Raw genomic sequence first — 16952 nt, forward strand, 5'->3', positions numbered from 1 at the left:
TGGCTTGCGAGCGATGGGTGTTCTCAATTGTTGGATGCAGAACTCCTCCAGTTTCAACGGTGTTGCTGCGAGCGTGTATGCAATCACGAATGATGGCAACGGTCTGAACTGCGGAGCCAATTCAGGACCATATCGGCACCTTCGTCGATGGACTTGCAACATGTGTCGATGAAGACGTCCGGATCCGTCGGCGCCTCATACGGGGAGTCGATGCCGGTGAAGCGCTGGATTGCGCCGCGCCTTGCCAGCCGATACAACCCTTTAGGGTCACGGGCTTCCGCCGCGGCTAAACTCGCGTGGACATGGATTTCGGCGAAGTTACGGCGGCCCGCCGTAGAGCGGGCGAGTTCCCTATCGCGGCGGAACGGCGAGATGAGACATACCAAAACTACGATGCCGGCGTCGGCCATTAATTTTGCGACCTCTGCGACGCGCCGTACGTTCTCGTGACGGTCTGCATCGGTAAAGCCAAGGTCTTTGCATAGACCGAGCCTGACGGAGTCGCCGTCAAGAATGTAGGTGAGTCGGCCAGCTGTATGGAGACGCGCCTCCACGGTGTCAGCAATAGCCGACTTTCCCGCGGCTGATAGGCCGGTAAACCAGAGAATGGCCGGCGTTTGCCGAAGCAAGCGTGCTCTTGCCTCCGGGGGAACCCGGAAGCCGTGCGCATACAACTCTGAAGTGGAAGGCTCATTCGCCATACTTGCCTACTTAGATCGGTCCGGTCGGGGCATGAGCTAGCGCTCACTTGTTGCGGCATTGCGGTGAAGATCCAAAGTCATGCGAGTCCAAAAGAGACCGGCTCATCGACTGACGCCGAAATCTCGTCTCTGCATGTCTTGGTAAATAGAAGACCATTGCACCAAACGTGTTCGACACGTCCCCATTCACACGCCGACGCAGCATCGGGAAAAAAGCCTCGTCCCAGGTGGTTGGCGCTGGTGTTGCACAGCAAGGGAAGGCCTGTGAGCTTCTCGTATTCGATTAGCAGCTGCGCAACAGGGTGTTCGGATGACCTTGCAATGGTCTGCAACCGCGCAGAACCGTCGAGATGCACGACGGCAGGTATCTTGTCCCGCCATTCGTCGCGTGTTTGATGATCGAACAGCATGTAGGGGTCTGGAGTGCCGGGGAGAAATACAGCAGGCGCCCGGTCTTCAAGACATATAGGTGCCACAGGACGGAAATATTCCCGATGCTTGACATCGTTGAGAAGAGCCTTCATGCTCGGCGAAGTCGCAGCGGCGAGAATACTTCTCGCCCCAAGTGCTCGTGGGCCCAGCTCGGCGCGTCCGGCAAGGAAAACGACGGGTCTATTTTCGGCGAGAATATGTGCAAGTTCAGCTAAGGAACAAGGCGACGCAGACCAGCCGGGCACTCGGGTGCCCGTTTTCATTGCGGGGCCGCTATATACCGACCACTCTAACGGCATGAAGCCCTCGTTCGCGGCTATCGCGCAGCATGCGGTACCGATCGCCGAACCGCTGTCGTTCGGAAAGGGCGGAATCCAGGTAGCATCGAACAAGCCACTTGTGCGTAATGCACTGTTCCATTTGATATTGAGCCCGCATCCGCCGGATATGCACAGGTTGCGCGGCCCGGGAATACAATGCTGCCGCAGGGCCTTCTCCATTTCGCGGACGAGTAGGCGTTCAAGGAAAGTATGGAAAGAGGCGAGTACGTCTTCGGGAGGTTTAGCTTGCAGGTCCGGCACGCATGCGTGGAAGAAATCGCGTATCGCTGCGAGCGATGTACTCGGAAGGTGGAGATTCTGGCGATAGTTTCGCGCGAGTTCTGTGTCGCCTGCGAAGCGTTCCAGGTAAAGGTGACGAAATATATCAATGATGTCTTCGTCGACTGACCCCAGCGCGATGTACGCCATTAGCTTGCCAGCCACTCCCAGGTCCCACTCAGCACCCGCCGCCTTTGCGTACGGCCCGAAATGATGTCCGGCCGCTGCATACATTTGACCGATGATGGGGAACAGCTGGTCAATGAGCCGCACGTCGTCGCGTCCTACATGATACAACCGTGGCACCATGCCGCCATCCCACACTAGGCATAACGCAGGTTGCCCTAGTTGTGCGAATGGACTCGTGCAGTATGCGGCGGCGACATGGCCGGACACGTGAGGGTAGCTCCTGTATCGATATGACTTGCCGCCGATCAGCAGCCCAGTGCCGTCGACCGAAGCCAGAAGATCGCCGTTTCTTCGTTCCGTATAGGGGGCACCCTCGAGGACGATTGGGGTGGGGCCGCTCAGCGCCTGGAACTTTGACGTCACTTCGCCGTCCCAGCCGTCTATCACAAATTCGTCGATGTCGTCTGTCTGTAGACCGTGCTCGGCTAATGCGGTTTCAATTGCATCGAGGTTCCATATAGCGTGATATCTCGGATTGTTGTCCCGCTTCTCCTGTTCGATGCAAAAAAGGAGCTTTCCATCTTCGACAACGGCGATCGCTCCGTCGTGTGTCAGCTTGAGGCCACAGATGCGCATGGTATCTTTCACCCTAGCGAGGTAAATCTGATTGATGGGAAAAATGCACTGCGTTCTGGAAGCGTGCGAGCAGGCAATCCTCGTTGGACGACTGGCCGACGCACTCGACTCGCTCAATCTCGGTGAACCGTTCGTTTAGCATCTTCAGCACCGTTTCGGCACCAGCAATATGTCCCCAGCGTCGACAATTGGCGTCACGTGCTGAACCGAATATCAACTGGCCCTCAGGCGCGAGTACGCATGCCAGATTGCGGATAGCATCTCGCACTTCGGCGATGTCGGCGAGATAGTAGAAAACCTCCGCGACTACGATCAGTTCGAACCGCTCTGCGCTAGAAAAGTGCTGGACGTCTGCAACGATCCAGTTCACGTTCGGCGGGTAATTTAAGCGCTTGCGTGTTCTCGCAAGCGCTTGCGGCATCACATCCATCACGGTGAGCCGCCCACAGTATGGCGCCAATTTCTCTGTGAACGCGCCCCCCGCACAACCAACCTCAAGGGCATGGGCAACGGGGCCTTTAGAGAGGGATAATCGAAGCATGTGCATATGACGCTCATGCTCGAACGGATTACTGTCCAGTTGCCACGGGTCGTCCGCGTCCAACTCCCGTCGCAGCAAGTCAAAATGCGTTACGGTTTTCAATTTAGTTACCCGAGAGTGTGCGTTCTAATCTCGTTGCAGGACAGATCGAGCCGCTGACCGCATGTCCGGTACAGATGCAGGCGAGTCATAGCTCAGGGCCATTGCGTTCGATTTCAGTCCCGTGCGGCCACTCACTCATAGCCCTATCAATTGGCAAAATCACCGCCAGTACATCTTCAACACGTGTTGCCGGCAAATCGAGGTGAACGTTGGGAAGCGTTGAACGGACGCGAACTCCTGGAATGATCGTTCCCATTCCATGTCGACACAACCTCGTGAAGTGGTTCTTCAAAGCATGGCGGACGGTGCCAAATGCGAATGGCACGCGAAGCCCCTGCAATACAGGATACATCGCGCGAATGGATTGGCTAATTCCGAGCCCCTCGAGGTCTGGCCGCACTCCATACAGACCCAGTTCCGCCACCAGCACATCGGTTGTGCCAACCTTGATGAAGCGGCGCAACGAACCCATGTGCGCCGCCACACCTTGCGAATCGTAGGCAATTGCGCGGAGTTCGGGCCTCGCCCCGGCCCAACTTCGACCGCCATCGAACGGCTTAGCATTGAACGGTCCGGTCGGGCCATACGTCGTCCGAAAAAACTGGGCCAATTCGAGATGATCGGAAAGCTGGAGCTCATTTTCCCAGCACAGTTTCCACTGCACCTTTGAAGACATGGAAAGATACCTTGTTCAATTGCGTCTACGCGCAACCAGTGGCGTGCGATTACCCAGGAGGTGGAAGCCTCGCGTTCGGGATGTTGCGCCAGTAGGGAACGCAAGATCGTAAAATTAGTCTTTCGATAGCAGACTTGTTTGAAGGATAGATTTGGTGCTGCTTCTATGGAAATGAACATGGGCGAACATGGATCCTGCCATTACAGGAAAGTCCACCTCTCGCTGTTTCAAAAAATCTCTCATGCTTCCCGCCACTGAAGTGACATTTCAACTCGTCGAAGTTGAGTACGGTCTGCTCCAGAGGCCGTACTTCCTGCCTTTGAAGAACTGTCCTGTGAGAGCAGGGATGCATGGAAGTCCCAAGGTACGTCTGTACCGCTTCCATGCATCCGGCGGGATCATCGAGGAGGTTTTCATAGTCTATTGAAAGCAGATTCTCTGGCGCGAAAGAGTCGACGACTTGACGATGAAAATCGTCTGCAGCTTTGAAGTAGGCTTCGCATAATTCAATGGTCAACGCGACCTGAGGAGGCGGAGCTGATCCATTGTCCGAACCGTACTTCAGCCATTCACCACTTTGTCTCGCTTGCACCAGAGATCGCAGCGATTCCAGCGTATTCCTGCGGACTACAAGCATTGCCTTCAGGCATGGCCACCGTGCCAATTCCTCAAAGAATCCTGGGCGTTCCAGAAATTGCGGCTGATTGATCTTGCAACCGATATGCGTGGCGTGTGCCTTTCCCTTTTGGACCGGATAGCGAAGATAGGCAAGCTCGAGAAGTTCCAGATTGCTGCACCTGAGCCGGTTGGTATCAGGCCAATTGGTGTCATAGGTGTTGAGCAACTCGCCATTGCTCAAGACGCTCGGATGAGCATTCAGCAGTTCTTCCAGATAGTGAGTGCCGGTTCTGGGCATCCCGAGAATCACGAATGGCTGAGTTTTCGGCATCAAGTGGGTCATGGCGTGCATTTCATTAGGTTGAAAGCGGTGGTTCGGGTGTAGCCCCAGTCTGACGCTTGTCACAAGACTGCTGCTGAGGCGCAACGCCGTCGGCATCAAGACATCAGCCGGTGGCGGACCAGTGTCGCAGACAGGAAGAACGGCAGTATTGTGTAGACACAAAGCACGCCCAGATGCAGCCCCATTCCGCCGACCGGACGTGCAAGCATCGCCGGACGGATCAATTCAACGGAGTGGGCAAGCGGCAGGAACTGTGCAAGGTCTTGAAGCGCGCCGGGCAGTTGGCCCACAGGGAAGACGACACCACTCAGGAACAACATGGGCGTAAGCACAAGCGTCTGGTAGAAAACGAAATAGTCATAACTCGGCGCGATCGCAACGAGTACCATTGCCACGCTCGCGAAAGCGAGGCCAGTCAGAAAAACGACAGGGATCACAGATACGATGCTCGAAAACGCCGCGTAACCGAGCGTCGCCGCAACTACCATCACGGCGGAGCCCGCGAGAAGGGCTTTTGTAGCGGCCCATGCCAATTCGCCAAGAATGACATCGCCAATTGTTAGTTGGGTACAGAGCACGGCTTCCCACATGCGCTGAACTTGCATGCGAGCGAAGGCAGCGTAAATCGTTTCGAAAGTCGCTGAGGTCATGGCGCTTGTCGCAACCATTCCAGCCGCCAGGAATGCAATGTAAGGAGTGCCATCGATGTGACCTATCATTATTCCGACGCCGAAGCCGAGACCGAACAAGTACATCATCGGGTCAGCCAGGTTGCCGAGAAGGGAGATAAGTGCCGCTTTTCTCCACGCCAGATAATTGCGCCGCCATACTGTGCGCCAGTTCCAGGCGTTGCCGGGTAGAGTAATCAAAAACACTTCGCGCATCATTCAATCCTTCATTTCTCGTCCGGTCAGCCGAAGAAAAACGTCCTCCAGGTTCGCGGGACGTTGCACAATACGCAGACCGTTACGCTCACGCAGTCGCGCGCATACATGTTGTGGATCGGCCGTGTAGCAGAAGAGTGCATCACCGCTAACCTCTGTACGCTGCGCAAACGGCATGAGCAGCGCTTTGAGTTCATGTGGGTTGCCGCCGTATATCTCGATAACGTGACTTCCAATCTGCTCCTGGATTAATGCATTAGGTGCACCCTCAGCAATGCTGCGTCCCCTGTCGATTACACATAGCCGATCGCACAATCGCTCTGCCTCTTCCATGAAATGGGTAGTGAGAAGAATTGTTTTGCCGCGTGCGAGTAAACAGCGCAAACGATCCCAGATGAGGTGGCGCGCATGCGGATCTAGCCCGGTTGCCGGTTCGTCCATGACAATAAGTTGCGGATCGTTGATGAGCGCGCGTGCAATGGTTAGGCGGCGCTTCATCCCGCCCGATAACTCTGTGACGCGTGCGTGAGCCCTGTCCTCAAGACGTGCGAAGTGCAGCAAGGATGGAACGACCGCCTCGATTTCGCCTTTGCTCATCCCAAAGTAGCGCCCGAAGAGTTTCAGGTTCTCGCTCACACTAAAACCTGGCTCCAAGTTGTCGAATTGCGGAACGACACCAATGCGCCTCCGCGCCAGGCGTGCCCGCGCTGGCACCGGTTCTCCGAGGACGGTAATCACGCCTGCGTCAGGCAGCGCCATACCCAGCACCATTCGCGTGGTAGTGCTTTTGCCGGCACCATTAGGCCCGAGCAGACCGAAGCACTCGCCCGGCTCTACACGGAAGGACAATCCGTCGACGGCAAGCTTACCGCCATAAGATTTCCTTACGCTGGAGAAGGTGATCGCTGCATTAGACATGGAGCCGGAAATGTATACAGACCACTGTTTAAGGAAGATTCCGTAGCGCGCGATGCTACGCATTACTCGCTTTTGGGAACATGGTGCTCGTCGCGGTCTTGGACGGCAGAACTGCGGGAGAGCCAGTCACTGTTGTCCAATGTACATAGAGCGTATGCCTTTACAGGAAGCAGGAGCAAAAGATTTATGAGTGTGTGCACTGAAAATCCGAGAAATCGAAGCTCGCGAGCGCGAATGGCCGCAACGGAGCAACGGACCATCGTCATTGAAGCAATAACGAAGCATGCCTGCCAAGGAGCAGTGGCTGTGAGCGCGATCTGCAGAAAGCCAGAGATCATTGAAATGGCCAGCAGCAGAGAGCCAATGTTCTGCGCTACCACATCAAGAGTTAGGTAGCGGTCAAGACGAGGCAAAAGGCGAAGGGCGAGCAGCGTGTCGCGATAGGTACTGCGCGCCCAGCGCAGTTGCTGGCGCAGGTATGGTCGCAGCCTATCCGGAACCACGGTCGCGGCGACTGCATCTCGAACGTACTCCGTCCGATAGCCCGCCGCGAGCATCAGAATTGTCAGATGGCGGTCTTCGCCGAAATCGCTGCGCTTGCCCCGGAACATTTGCGTTTCGTACTGGTCCAGCAGCAGCAGAAGCGCTGTGCGCCGGTATATTGCACACGGTCCGCAGCAGCACATCACGGCGCCAAAGCGAGCTTGCGCCGCGCGCTCCTCGTTGCACGCAAGCCAGTATTCCATATCGATCAGGCGGGTCAGCCACGTGTCGCTGCGATTGCTGGCTACCAATTGACCCATGGCTGCACCGACCGATGGGTCGCTCATTGTCAGCACGAGTTTCTTTACTGCGTCCGGCGCCAGAGTGGTGTCGGAATCTACGTTAAGTATGAGATCTGAGGTCGAAGAACGTATCGCGGCGATTTGCGCTTTACGCTTTCCCACATTCTGTGGAAGAAGCAGTACCTTGAATCGCGGATCATGCTCGTGCTCCCGATACACCACGTTCAACGCATCGCGGTTGGCGGATCCATCATCGACTACGTGAACCTTGATAGCGCCCGCGTAATCCTGGGCGCCAATCGAGTCGAGACACGCCCGCAGCGTTTCGGGGTTTTCGTTAAAGCACGGGACGATGACGTCGATGTCCGGCAAATACTCTATGTCGAATACCTTGATGCATGCAGGTGGGCCGCCGCTAGTCGGTAGAGTGTGAAGAACCTGCGCGCTTTTATAGATGGCCGAAAGTGACGCGTATAGTAGGACAGATGTCGTGTTGATTGCGGCAGGAATGTTCATCGGGTCAGTGTGCTAGGAGACGTTGGGATTCTCAGTACAGGCCTGCCGTGAGCGATGGCGCGGGAGTCAGGCGCGGTAATACCATCCAGGTTCATGCATGATTCGAGGGGCAATTATTCTCGTGCCTGTAGAGTTGACGTTTCTCCATGGGGCAGGAAAGACGCTGTTGTGGCGTACGAGAGAAATTTCCAGTAACGCACCTCATGGTAGCGAGGTCGCCCAGGACGCTTCCATCGGTATCGGCTGAAAGTCAGATCAGCCAACGCCTGCTTCTGGGTCAGTATTTCCTTAGTTCTATCCATGATCGTCCGCGCGCGGACCACGCGCATACTTGAAGCTGTTGGTGAAACGTCTCTAGGGGAGCATATCGTCCACTTGTCGACCAGCTTGGGGTCAGAGATACTCGTAAAGCGAGATTTTCCGTTGAACTTACGGAAGTGAACCGATGACGAAGCCCCTTTTCTTCAATCCTGGAATCAGGCGTGATAGTGCAATGACAGTCTGCGCGCGCGAAGCATCGCGATGATGCAAGTCGCACTCTTCGGGAGGAGCCCCGTCGTGCAGTAATACGATCGAGCCGGGCAGCACTGATGCCAATACGGAATCGACAATCGCCTCGGCGCCCGGACGGGACCAGTCTCGTGGATCTACCGACCAGTGGAGTGGCATTAGTCCCGATTTCATGGATTCGGCGATAACGTCGTTCGTCCATTTGCCATATGGCGCACGCATATATCGCACCCCTGCCGCTGGACAAGCACGCTGGATAAGCGCGTTCGCTTCTGCTATCTCGTGCCGTATCTGATCTGGCTCACATTTCGACAAATCCCGATGGGAGAGACTGTGATTCGCGACATCGTGGCCTTCGGAAACCATGCGCCGGATAAGTTCCGGATACTCCGCCGCGTAGGCACCGAGTACGCAGAAGGTTGCCGGTACCTGTTGCCGCGCCAGCAGATCTAGTACTTTCGGCGTCCATATCGGGTGCGGTCCGTCGTCAAAGGTAAGGTAAACCTTACGCTCACCGTTACGCTTACGCTCGTTTAGCACTTCCGCAATAAATTGCGGCATTTCCCAATCGCTGAGTCTTCTCATGGTCTTTCACTCATCTTTTGATGAGTCACCGTCTACCCTGGAACCGTCCCCAGTCGCAACGCGAAATGCGGCGTAGCAGATCAATATCTGGGAGTTGATGTCGAGTGTCGTTCAGTAGAACGACATGAATACTCATATTAATGACTTGCATGTCAAGCTGAATTGCCGTAACTTTGCGGTACCTCAATAAATTTGTACAATCGATTGTTTCGATATGTGTCATCCATAACGCGGATAATTAAAGATGCGCTTCAAAGGCCTCGATCTGAATCTTCTCGTCGCGTTGGACGCATTGATGGCGAAGCGTAACGTCACGCTCGCGGCACGCGACATCAATTTGAGTCAGCCTGCCATGAGCGCAGCGGTGTCGCGGTTGCGAGACTATTTTCGCGACGACCTCTTCGTGATGAGAGGCCGAGAATTCGTGCCCACATCACGAGCGATAGAGCTTGCCGGACCGGTGCGGGAGGCTCTATCGCATATCCAGCTTTCCATCATCTCGCGCGACGTTTTCCAGCCGGCCAAGTCGGATCGCCGGTTCAGGGTCTGCCTATCTGATTTCATGACGCTCGTCTATTTCCAGAAGGTCATTAAGCGCGTTGCACGCGAAGCTCCCGCGGTCAGTTTCGAATTGCTTTTCCCAGATGACGAGCCTGGGGATTTGCTGCGGCGTGGCGACGTCGATTTTTTGATTCTGCCCGATCTATTCCTGCCGGATACTCACCCGAAAGCGCCGCTCTTCGACGAGAAGCTTGTGTGTGTCGGCTGTCCTGCCAACAAGCAGTTGTCGGAGCAGCTTCCGCTCGACCGGTATATGTCCATGGGACACGTGACGGTGAGGTTCGGGCGGGCACGCAGGCCTTCGATCGAAGAGTTTTTCCTACTGGATCTCGGTCTCAAACGGCGCGAAGAGGTCGTCGTCCCGACCTTTCACCTCATTCCGTCGGTGCTAACGGGTACCCGTCGCATTGCGACGATCCCTTTGAGGCTCGCTAGGCATCTCGGGGAAGCCTCTCCTCTGCGGATCGCCGAAGTACCGCTTCCGCTATCGACTTTTACTGAGGCTATCCAATGGCCTGCGCTGCATAGCGGTGATCCTGCAAGTATCTGGATGCGCGAGCTATTGCTGGAGGAGGCGCAAAGTCTTGCGTAGCGTGATGTCATGTGTACTGCTATTCGGCGAGCCCACACTCTCTGCCAGCGTGTAGCGGAAATCGCGCAACGTCGCGCGAATTGCCCTGTCGACTTCTTCCTCCGATGCGCCGCGATAGCGGAAGCGTGCGAGGATGTTGCCCGAGCAGCTGGAACCGTTGAATAAGTGACGTCTCGCCGGGAGCACAGCTTCGTAAAGCCCCGGGATAGTGTTCGGCAATTGTGCGTCGACGAATATCTTGCCGACTGGCTCTGGCAGCATCAGGAATCCACCGCGTGTGATAGAGGTTGACGCGATTAACGCCGCCTGCGCCCGTGCGGCGTACCGCGCTTCGTCACCTGATTGGTGAGTGACCCAGAGGTCGAAGAGGTCGACGCCGTACAATTCATGGAAGAGAAAGGGAATTTCCCCGCTGCCGACACGGGCACCGACATCCAGAAAATAGAATCCGTCGCAAGCTCCGATTATCTCGAGATGAAACGGTCCATTGCTCAAGGCGAGCGCTTTCAGGCATGCCGCCGCGAATTCAAGCACCGCATCATTGAGCGGCCCCGGGTCGAGCATCACCGAGCCTAGGGGTTTTCCTTGTGCAAACTGAAGACGGTTGTTGATGTAGCGGGACGCGCGCGCAATTACCCATGTGTCGTCTCGCACGAAACCGTCAACGTGATAGACGGGTCCTTCGATGTACTCCTCGCACTCGTACTCAACCAGCGGTAGTGTCGGCCACAACATATCCAATCGCGCACGGGTGTCGATGCGCGGTACGTCTAGGCCTGCCGCGCCGGTACGTGGCTTTACCATGATCGGAAAGCGCATCACAGGGGACGAATTTGCTTTCGCAAAGGCCACATCTTCCAACGCTGCAACGCGTGGCACACGCAGGCCCGCGGCAGCAACGGTATGCTTCATAGCGGTCTTGTCACGAAAGCGGACGACGGTATCTGGCAGATCGCCAGGGATATTGAACGAATTGCGCAGTCGCGCGGCCTTCAGAAGGTCGAATTCGGACAATGCGATCAGCCTGTCGATGCCGCCGAGCGCCGATTGACAGGAGCTCATGGCCTTATGCAGCGCATCTTCATCAAGGATGTCTGCTAGCTCTTCGACATGCGCGGTTTGAGAGGCGTCGAGCGCAGCCGCGCCGTTCGGCGTGCAGATGTAAGCGACGTTATTCGTCGCGTGATCGATGTAGCGATGGTAAGCTGCAAAGCCGTCGGACCATCGGTTAAGCACGACTATGCGGCTACGCGGGGCGTGTTTGTTGGTTGTCATGAAGGGCAAACCGTTCAGATATCGTTACAGGCGCGGCCGGATCCGAGCGCTCTCAGCGCTTCAGCAAGGCGCAAATCAAGGTCGACCGATCAGGCGCGATGAACAACACATGGCCGACACGGCCGCTCGTCGCGGGACTGAGCCGCCGATTGAGAATGGACCACCACCTCCTGGAAAACTGGTATGGCGCGAACGCGTTCGACGGCGGCCGCGTCGCCTACCGGTGCGAAGAACCGCACGCCGCTGACACACAGGGCAGGTCTTGCATCGACGTCGGGGGCTGGATCAGGATCGCCGAGGTGGCTGCGTATCGCTAATTCCGGCAGAGAGATTGACCTGCTGAGTTCGATGAGCCGATAGGTGCGATCACCTCCGAGGCAGGCCGCGATCTTGATCAGCACCGGACCGTCGCGTGTTATGCGCACTTTGGCGTGGAAAACACCGAGGGTCAGTCCAATCTGCGCCGCGGTGTGCTCGACGTAATTGACGAGCGCGGCTCCTTGGTCCGCGCTCAAAGAGGCTTCGACAAAGTGGCCCAATTTTGCGAAATTCTGCTCTGCGCCCAAAAGATTTTCGGTTACTGCGACGACGCGGGGTCCGTGCTGGCTGCTGACGTAGCCTTCGATGCAGTACTCTGGGCCCTTCAGATACTGTTCAAGGAGCAACACGTTGCCGGCCTTGTGGCCGATATCGACAACGCCGTGATGCATGGCACACTCGACCGCAAGTTGCAACTGGGAAAGAGAATTGACGTACCTCACATGCATGCCGCCGCGGACAGGCTTGAGGACGGCTGGAAAACCTACGTGTAAAGCGGCTGTTATGACGTCGCGACGATGTGCGATGAGGGCGAACTCAGGAACCGCCAGTCCGGCGGCGGCGAGATGCATGCGGCTGCGATATTTATCACGCGTGAGTGCTGCCGCTTCCGGCTGCAAATGGGGAAGACCAAGGAGCGCCGCTGATTCAGCTGCTACGCCGGTTGCGTATTCGCAACCGGGTACGATCGCATCGACGCCGATGGCGCATGCGGCGGCCGCCACGGCGTTCGGCGAGGCAGTGTCCACCATCGTGTACGACACCGCGGCGGCCTGCAGTTCGCGTGACAGGGGGGGCTCATCGCTTTTGGCCGAAAATACGTGGGTGGCCACGCCAAGGCGCACGGCTGAGGCGACCAGTGCGGTCCCGGACGAGCGCGGCTCTATCACGATGATGGCGGTCATTTGATCGCTGCCTGTTCAGTGCCGGTTTCCGGCCGGGGTAGGGTCGCCACACGCAACTCTTCGAAATACTCGTGAATCATTCCGACAAAGTTGTTCAAATAGATTTCTGCTTTCTCCATTCCGCCCCAGCCACCGATCGCGAGCTTCAGAGCGATCCATGTGGAGTCTTCCAAGCTGCGCGATTCGGCGTACTCAATGTGGCTGAGTGTACCCTTTACGTGATCGTGCCCGAATGCGCGCGCGGCTGATTCCGCGATGACCTTGTTGTAGCGGCCCGAATACCATGCCTGCAACCAGTTCAAGAGCATCGTAGGGAGCGGGCCATCGCGGACAATGCTGAGGTAGAGATATCCGATTAGCTTGTCTGTGCTATTGAATGGTCTAATGCTGTCCACGCTTGCTGCGGTCAGGCCGAACCTCTCGAGGTCATGCAGAAGAAGGCATTCTTGCCCATACTCTTGTGCGAGGTGTTGCGCCAGCATCTGCGCGAGCGAGTTGTCCTGGCTGCCTATCTTGTAAAGCGCGAATGCGCCTACCTCGTTGTTGAGCCGGATGCGCAACACGGTTTCGACGAGATGGCGCCGATAGTACTCACTGTCGATCCAGTCGCCGCAGTGGAACGCAGCGGTTTCCGGCGAAATTGCGAGTGCCTGGTCCATGGCATGCTTGGCAAGCTCCTCGAAGCGAACCCGATCGTTGGGTGTATTCATGTGATCTCCAGATAGGATGAGAAGGAGCGAACGCGGCGCGCTGCGTAGCGGGTCAGCGGCGAATAAACCGGAGACACGAACTGCTCGTGGCACGAAGCAATGGTGGCTCGCTAGCTTCGCGAAAGTCCCCACGCTTGGCCTCGAAGCAGCGCACCGGACGCCGTGCAACGAGAGGGCGTTGAAGGCCGACCGCTCTCGGGTGGCCCCAAATTGGGTCGCTCTTTGCAGAGCGGTCTGCTTTGGCAAACGCCATCGCATCGAAATGATTGCTGTCAACCGACAACTGACCCAATCGTTTCCTTAAACACAGCGAATGCTTTTTGTAACAGGTATCTAGGCTCCATTCCCATTCGTTTTTTGCTCACCCATGCTCTCGACTTGGGCGACGGAAGGATACTAACTGCAGCGGTATGCGTGGTATAAGCTGATAATGTTTATGTTTGCATGAGGGAAATTGATGATTCGCGATCTCGACAGCACACTACTGCGTACGTTCGTGACGGTAGTGGAAGCCGGCAGTGTGAGCAATGCTGCCATGGAGCTGCATCGTACACAGGCTGCCGTCAGCATGGCCCTCCGGCGGCTCGAAGACGAAGTCGGCCAGCGCCTCCTTGAGCGTTCACCGCGCGGCGTGAAGCCGACCTCTGCGGGCAATGTTCTGTTGCCGTATGCACACAAGCTGCTCGAAATTGGCCTTGCGGCGCGTTCCGCTCTTACTTCGGGTGAAGTTGCGGGTACCGTGAAAATTGGACTTCCCGAGGACATCGCGATGAGTCACCTCCGCCATGCACTGCGGCAATTTTCGACATTGTTTCCTGATGTAGCCCTGGAGATCGTCGTTGATGCGAGTCCGGCCTTATCGCAGCGGCTCATGAGCAACACACTCGATTTCGCGATTGGTGATCCAGCCCAGATCCCCGCGGAACCGCTCGTCACCTGGCGACATCCCCTTCGCTGGGCGGCTGCGCGCACGCGCAATGATGATCTCGGAGACGGTCCGCTGTCGATTGTTGCATTCGGCGGTGCATGCAGGTGGCAGGAGAGCTATTTTGCCACGTTGCTTGAAGCAGGTATCGCTTGGCGCGTGGCCTGCAAAAGCACGAGCCTCTCTGCGGTTCAGTCAGCCGTTGAAGCTGGGCTCGGCGTTGCGCTACTTCTGGATTGGCAGGTGCGCCGCGATACGATGCGTGCGATCGATCCCAGCGCAGTAGGGTTGCCGCTGCCGCCGGTGGCGGAATTCGGTCTCTTTAGTCCTGGGCGATTAGAAGACCGCTCGTCTGCGGCCAACGCACTTCAGCGTTTTCTCTTCCGTTCGCTGCAATTGAGTACTCTTGGAGACGGTGTACACGACGGAGCGTCATCAGGCTTGCCACTGCGTGCTTCAAACTAATGAGCCTCTGAGGTAAAACGCGTCGAAGGGCCGAACTTCGGCGCGCCAAATGGAGGTTCAGACGATAACGTCCTGTCTTTTGAATCCAGCATCAACGCTACGTGAAGCGCGTTCTCTAATTCACGCGCAGTCATGCTATTTCCCCACAAATCAAGTGCGACTCATGCATTTAAACATAGACTGCCGCACAAATCTAAATTTGTCGTAAAACCAACGCTTTCTTTCGGTAGTATCCCATCTGCGCACAAAGATACCTCGTGTTTTTGTCGTATTTCTGACACCGCGACTCCGATTGTCGCGTCTCTGTCTGTTTTGTCGGCTTTCGTGCCCGTTGCGATAAGAATTCACCGTGGCTTGCGCAAATGTAGCGCCGCCATTCATTGTGTTGGGACCCGGGTCCCGCGGCGCTAACGTGCAATTTCCGGAGTTCAGATCTATGTCGCAGCTCGATGTCAATGAGAGTCATCTCAATTTTGATGTGGTCTACAAAGTAGTAAAGACGTTGACCTCGTCACGAGATACCGAAAGGACGTTGGAGAGATCTTTGCATTACCTCTCATATGCGTGTGGATGGCGCTCCGCGTTTATTGCGGTCACTGAGCCAGACGGCCATCTGGGCGGCCTGTGTGGCACGGGGTTGTCAGCGGGCTGGCGTGAACGTCTGCGTTTCTTGCCCAATGACGGGGTATTGGGGCGAATACACACAAACGACTCAGCCGTCGTGGTGGCGAGACTGCGTGATGAACCACTCTTCGTGGACAGCATCGATATCTTCGACGGATTGGAAGGTGAGCATGTGGCACTGCTCGGGGCGCCGATCAGGTATGAAGGGCGGCCGCTCGGCGTACTTGTTGCGTTCTGCGAGAACACGGACGGACAGCGCGCCTTTGCGAGCGACCTCCAACTCATGAAGGTCGTCGCGGCGCCGATGGGCCAGGCACTTCTGCTTGATCGTGCGTCGGGACAGATGGGCCAAACCGCGCGACAGGAGATGAGACGAGCGGTCAACGCAGACCAGACTTCGTCTCGTATCGACAATGTGCTCGGAGAATCTGCCGCCATGCAACGCGTCTTTTCGCAAGTTCATCAAGTAGCGCCAGCGCGGACGACGGTGCTTTTGCGCGGCGAGAGCGGAACTGGAAAGGAGCTGATCGCGCGCGCGATTTATGGGTTATCGCCCCGCAAGGGCCGGCCGTTCATATCGGTGAACTGTGCGGCGCTCACTGAAACACTGCTAGAAAGCGAATTATTCGGCCATGAGAAGGGAGCGTTTACCGGTGCGCAATATCAACGCAAAGGGCGTTTTGAACTGGCGCACGGTGGGACACTTTTCCTCGACGAGATCGGCGACATCTCGCCTTCGTTCCAAGCCAAATTGTTGCGAGTTTTGCAGGAACGAGAGTTCGAGCGGGTGGGTGGCACCACCCCGGTAAGAGTCGACGTGAGGCTGATCGTTGCCACGAACCGCAACCTCGAACAAATGGTGAAGGCGGGGGAATTTCGTGCGGATCTCTACTACCGCATCAACGTCGTTAGTATCCTTTTGCCGCCGTTGCGCGAACGCCGTGAGGACATTCCGGCAATGGCGCAGCACTTTTTGGATCGCTTTAACCGCGACAATCGTCGATCTTTGCATTTCAATGAACAAGCGTTTCGGGTTCTTTCCAGCTGCTACTGGCCTGGCAATGTGCGCGAGCTGGAAAATTGCGTTGAGCGTACCGCGACCATGGCGGATCACGACACGATAGATCGATTTTCCTTTCTGTGTGAGAGAGGCCGGTGCCTCACCAAAGAGCTACATTACATCGAACGAGAAGACGCTGTGCGTGCTGCCCGCACGTTGGACGCTACAAACAGTGAAGTGCCGAATGCCCTGGCGAGTGTAAGTGCCGGTGATTGGAATGGGCGTAGCTTCGATACGCCAAGCGGTAGCGACATGCCGGGCAGCGAGCGGGAACAGCTTGTGTGGGCAATGGAGCGCTGTGGATGGGTGCAAGCGAAGGCCGCACGACTCCTACATATCACGCCGCGGCAGATCGGCTACGCACTGCGTAAGCACGGGATCAAGCTGCGCCGCTTCTGAAGGCAGCGGCGGTTGCGCGGATGCATTTGGAGAGACTGGGCGAGAAGGCTACCGGCAGGCTCTCGCGTGTCGCAACATTGTAGTGATTGGTTCAACTCCTTCAACGCAGGTAACAAGGACGACAAATCCGGCTTCGGCATAGC

At 56.5% G+C, this 16952-nt stretch carries 15 protein-coding genes; 3 read left to right on the plus strand and 12 right to left on the minus strand.

Translation table 11 applies throughout. From position 1 onward, the window contains the following. Positions 1 to 83 precede the first annotated feature (83 nt). The 9 genes from cysC to nodB all read right to left on the minus strand — a co-directional run bounded on the left by cysC (position 84) and on the right by nodB (position 8975). Positions 84 to 701 carry an adenylyl-sulfate kinase gene (gene cysC / locus BFD71_RS32315; protein WP_069268325.1) on the minus strand — a complete coding sequence of 206 codons (618 nt, stop codon included), beginning with the start codon at positions 699 to 701 and terminating at the stop codon, positions 84 to 86. 77 nt (positions 702 to 778) lie between these two features. Next, on the minus strand, positions 779 to 2509 hold the full coding sequence (nodU, locus tag BFD71_RS32320) for a nodulation protein NodU (protein WP_305120852.1): 1731 nt from the start codon (positions 2507 to 2509) through the stop codon (positions 779 to 781). Position 2510: 1 nt separating this feature from the next. Continuing rightward, positions 2511 to 3140, minus strand: coding sequence for a nodulation methyltransferase NodS (gene nodS / locus BFD71_RS32325; RefSeq protein ID WP_069268326.1), 630 nt, complete (start codon positions 3138 to 3140; stop codon positions 2511 to 2513). Positions 3141 to 3225: 85 nt separating this feature from the next. Then, positions 3226 to 3816, minus strand: coding sequence for a NodA family N-acyltransferase (locus tag BFD71_RS32330; protein ID WP_069268327.1), 591 nt, complete (start codon positions 3814 to 3816; stop codon positions 3226 to 3228). Positions 3817 to 3979: 163 nt separating this feature from the next. Then, complete coding sequence (locus BFD71_RS39615; RefSeq protein WP_083245588.1) at positions 3980 to 4777, minus strand: sulfotransferase; 798 nt, start codon at positions 4775 to 4777, stop codon at positions 3980 to 3982. Between the two features lie 95 nt (positions 4778 to 4872). Then, the gene (locus BFD71_RS32345; RefSeq protein WP_305120853.1) at positions 4873 to 5664 is read right to left on the minus strand and encodes an ABC transporter permease; all 792 of its coding nucleotides are present in this window, start codon (positions 5662 to 5664) and stop codon (positions 4873 to 4875) included. Beyond that, a complete protein-coding gene (gene nodI / locus BFD71_RS32350; RefSeq protein WP_256095000.1) occupies positions 5665 to 6642 on the minus strand; it encodes a nodulation factor ABC transporter ATP-binding protein NodI in 978 nt (325 codons plus the stop codon). It lies immediately after the preceding gene. Continuing rightward, on the minus strand, positions 6642 to 7880 hold the full coding sequence (gene nodC / locus BFD71_RS32355; RefSeq protein WP_083245589.1) for a chitooligosaccharide synthase NodC: 1239 nt from the start codon (positions 7878 to 7880) through the stop codon (positions 6642 to 6644). The genes nodI and nodC overlap by 1 nt, the downstream gene beginning before the upstream one ends. 429 nt (positions 7881 to 8309) lie before the next feature. Then, positions 8310 to 8975 carry a chitooligosaccharide deacetylase NodB gene (gene nodB / locus BFD71_RS39620; protein ID WP_083245590.1) on the minus strand — a complete coding sequence of 222 codons (666 nt, stop codon included), beginning with the start codon at positions 8973 to 8975 and terminating at the stop codon, positions 8310 to 8312. 244 nt (positions 8976 to 9219) lie between these two features. On the opposite strand from nodB, the gene BFD71_RS32360 reads away from it, so the two are divergent. Then, the gene (locus BFD71_RS32360; protein ID WP_069268331.1) at positions 9220 to 10128 is read left to right on the plus strand and encodes a LysR family transcriptional regulator; all 909 of its coding nucleotides are present in this window, start codon (positions 9220 to 9222) and stop codon (positions 10126 to 10128) included. Here the strand turns inward: BFD71_RS32360 and BFD71_RS32365 are convergent. The 3 genes from BFD71_RS32365 to BFD71_RS32380 all read right to left on the minus strand — a co-directional run bounded on the left by BFD71_RS32365 (position 10096) and on the right by BFD71_RS32380 (position 13336). Then, complete coding sequence (locus BFD71_RS32365; protein WP_069268332.1) at positions 10096 to 11403, minus strand: ATP-grasp domain-containing protein; 1308 nt, start codon at positions 11401 to 11403, stop codon at positions 10096 to 10098. The two genes, BFD71_RS32360 and BFD71_RS32365, sit on opposite strands and share 33 nt — an antisense overlap. Positions 11404 to 11492: 89 nt before the next feature. Continuing rightward, entirely contained in the window at positions 11493 to 12626 is a 1134-nt protein-coding gene (locus BFD71_RS39625; RefSeq protein ID WP_256095001.1) for an ATP-grasp domain-containing protein, read from the minus strand. Then, the gene (locus tag BFD71_RS32380) at positions 12623 to 13336 is read right to left on the minus strand and encodes a hypothetical protein (RefSeq protein ID WP_069268335.1); all 714 of its coding nucleotides are present in this window, start codon (positions 13334 to 13336) and stop codon (positions 12623 to 12625) included. Before BFD71_RS32380 ends, BFD71_RS39625 begins: the two co-directional genes overlap by 4 nt. 457 nt (positions 13337 to 13793) lie before the next feature. Between BFD71_RS32380 and BFD71_RS32385 the strand changes: the two genes are divergently transcribed. Both BFD71_RS32385 and nifA read left to right on the plus strand, forming a co-directional pair. Then, complete coding sequence (locus tag BFD71_RS32385) at positions 13794 to 14726, plus strand: LysR family transcriptional regulator (RefSeq protein WP_069268336.1); 933 nt, start codon at positions 13794 to 13796, stop codon at positions 14724 to 14726. 436 nt (positions 14727 to 15162) lie between these two features. Continuing rightward, entirely contained in the window at positions 15163 to 16809 is a 1647-nt protein-coding gene (gene nifA / locus BFD71_RS32390) for a nif-specific transcriptional activator NifA (protein WP_069268337.1), read from the plus strand. Positions 16810 to 16952: the final 143 nt, after the last annotated feature.

The sequence above is a fragment of the Paraburkholderia nodosa genome (assembly GCF_001718195.1).
In the GTDB taxonomy this organism is placed as follows: Bacteria; Pseudomonadota; Gammaproteobacteria; order Burkholderiales; family Burkholderiaceae; genus Paraburkholderia; species Paraburkholderia nodosa_A.

Coding starts and splice junctions, on each gene's coding strand:
- nodC (WP_083245589.1), bottom strand. CDS start 7,880: ATGAACATTCCTGCCGCAATCAACACGACATCTGTCCTACTATACGCG.
- BFD71_RS32365 (WP_069268332.1), bottom strand. CDS start 11,403: ATGACAACCAACAAACACGCCCCGCGTAGCCGCATAGTCGTGCTTAAC.
- cysC (WP_069268325.1), bottom strand. CDS start 701: ATGGCGAATGAGCCTTCCACTTCAGAGTTGTATGCGCACGGCTTCCGG.
- BFD71_RS32345 (WP_305120853.1), bottom strand. CDS start 5,664: ATGATGCGCGAAGTGTTTTTGATTACTCTACCCGGCAACGCCTGGAAC.
- nodI (WP_256095000.1), bottom strand. CDS start 6,642: ATGCGTAGCATCGCGCGCTACGGAATCTTCCTTAAACAGTGGTCTGTA.
- nodB (WP_083245590.1), bottom strand. CDS start 8,975: ATGAGAAGACTCAGCGATTGGGAAATGCCGCAATTTATTGCGGAAGTG.
- BFD71_RS39615 (WP_083245588.1), bottom strand. CDS start 4,777: ATGACCCACTTGATGCCGAAAACTCAGCCATTCGTGATTCTCGGGATG.
- BFD71_RS39625 (WP_256095001.1), bottom strand. CDS start 12,626: ATGACCGCCATCATCGTGATAGAGCCGCGCTCGTCCGGGACCGCACTG.
- BFD71_RS32360 (WP_069268331.1), top strand. CDS start 9,220: ATGCGCTTCAAAGGCCTCGATCTGAATCTTCTCGTCGCGTTGGACGCA.
- BFD71_RS32380 (WP_069268335.1), bottom strand. CDS start 13,336: ATGAATACACCCAACGATCGGGTTCGCTTCGAGGAGCTTGCCAAGCAT.
- nifA (WP_069268337.1), top strand. CDS start 15,163: ATGTCGCAGCTCGATGTCAATGAGAGTCATCTCAATTTTGATGTGGTC.
- BFD71_RS32330 (WP_069268327.1), bottom strand. CDS start 3,816: ATGTCTTCAAAGGTGCAGTGGAAACTGTGCTGGGAAAATGAGCTCCAG.
- BFD71_RS32385 (WP_069268336.1), top strand. CDS start 13,794: ATGATTCGCGATCTCGACAGCACACTACTGCGTACGTTCGTGACGGTA.